Source organism: Streptomyces xantholiticus, from assembly GCF_014651015.1.
GTDB classification, from domain to species: domain Bacteria; phylum Actinomycetota; class Actinomycetes; order Streptomycetales; family Streptomycetaceae; genus Streptomyces; species Streptomyces xantholiticus.
Genome location: NZ_BMWB01000073.1, coordinates 1 through 821 on the forward strand (window position 1 = coordinate 1; position 821 = coordinate 821).

At 65.9% G+C, this 821-nt stretch carries 1 protein-coding gene; it reads right to left on the reverse strand.

Going from position 1 to position 821, the window contains the following annotated elements; genetic code table 11:
- On the reverse strand, positions 1 to 821 hold an 821-nt coding region (locus tag IE198_RS34775), incomplete at both ends, for a (Fe-S)-binding protein (RefSeq protein WP_189894072.1).

The window sequence follows — 821 nt, forward strand, 5'->3', positions numbered from 1 at the left end:
TGGCGGTGCATCTCCTGCTGGCGCAGGCCGGGCACGGCCGACATGATTTCGCGCGGGGGCGTGTAGACCTTGTTGTGGCGGCCCAGGTAGCACGGGTCGTGGTAGGTGATCAGGCCGTCGACGGGCGTGATCGGGACGAGCCTGCCCTCGTCGATGAGGTGCTGCAGCAGCTGGGTGTGGTGGATGACCTCGAACTCGCCGCCGAGCTGCGGGTATTCGTTGGCGATCGTGTTGAAGCAGTGCGGGCAGGTGGCGACGATCTTCTTCGCCGACTTCGGCTTCTTCGTCGACTCGTCCTCGTCGTCCTCGCCGAAGGCCATGTTGAGCATGGCGACGTTCTCCTGGCCGAGCTGCTGGAACAGCGGCTCGTTGCCCAGGCGGCGGGGCGAGTCACCGGTGCACTTCTCCTCGCCGCCCATGATCGCGAACTTGACGCCCGCCATGTGCAGCAGCTCGGCGAAGGCCTTGGTGGTCTTCTTGGCGCGGTCCTCCAGGGCGCCGGCGCAGCCGACCCAGTAGAGGTAGTCGACCTCGGTGAGGTCCTCGACGTCCTTGCCGACGATCGGGACCTCGAAGTCGACCTCCTTGGTCCACTCGACGCGCTGCTTCTTGGCCAGACCCCAGGGGTTGCCCTTCTTCTCCAGGTTCTTGAGCATCGTGCCCGCCTCGGACGGGAACGAGGACTCGATCATGACCTGGTAGCGGCGCATGTCGACGATGTGGTCGATGTGCTCGATGTCGACCGGGCACTGCTCGACGCAGGCGCCGCAGGTGGTGCAGGACCACAGGACGTCCGGGTCGATGACGCCGTTCTCCTCCAG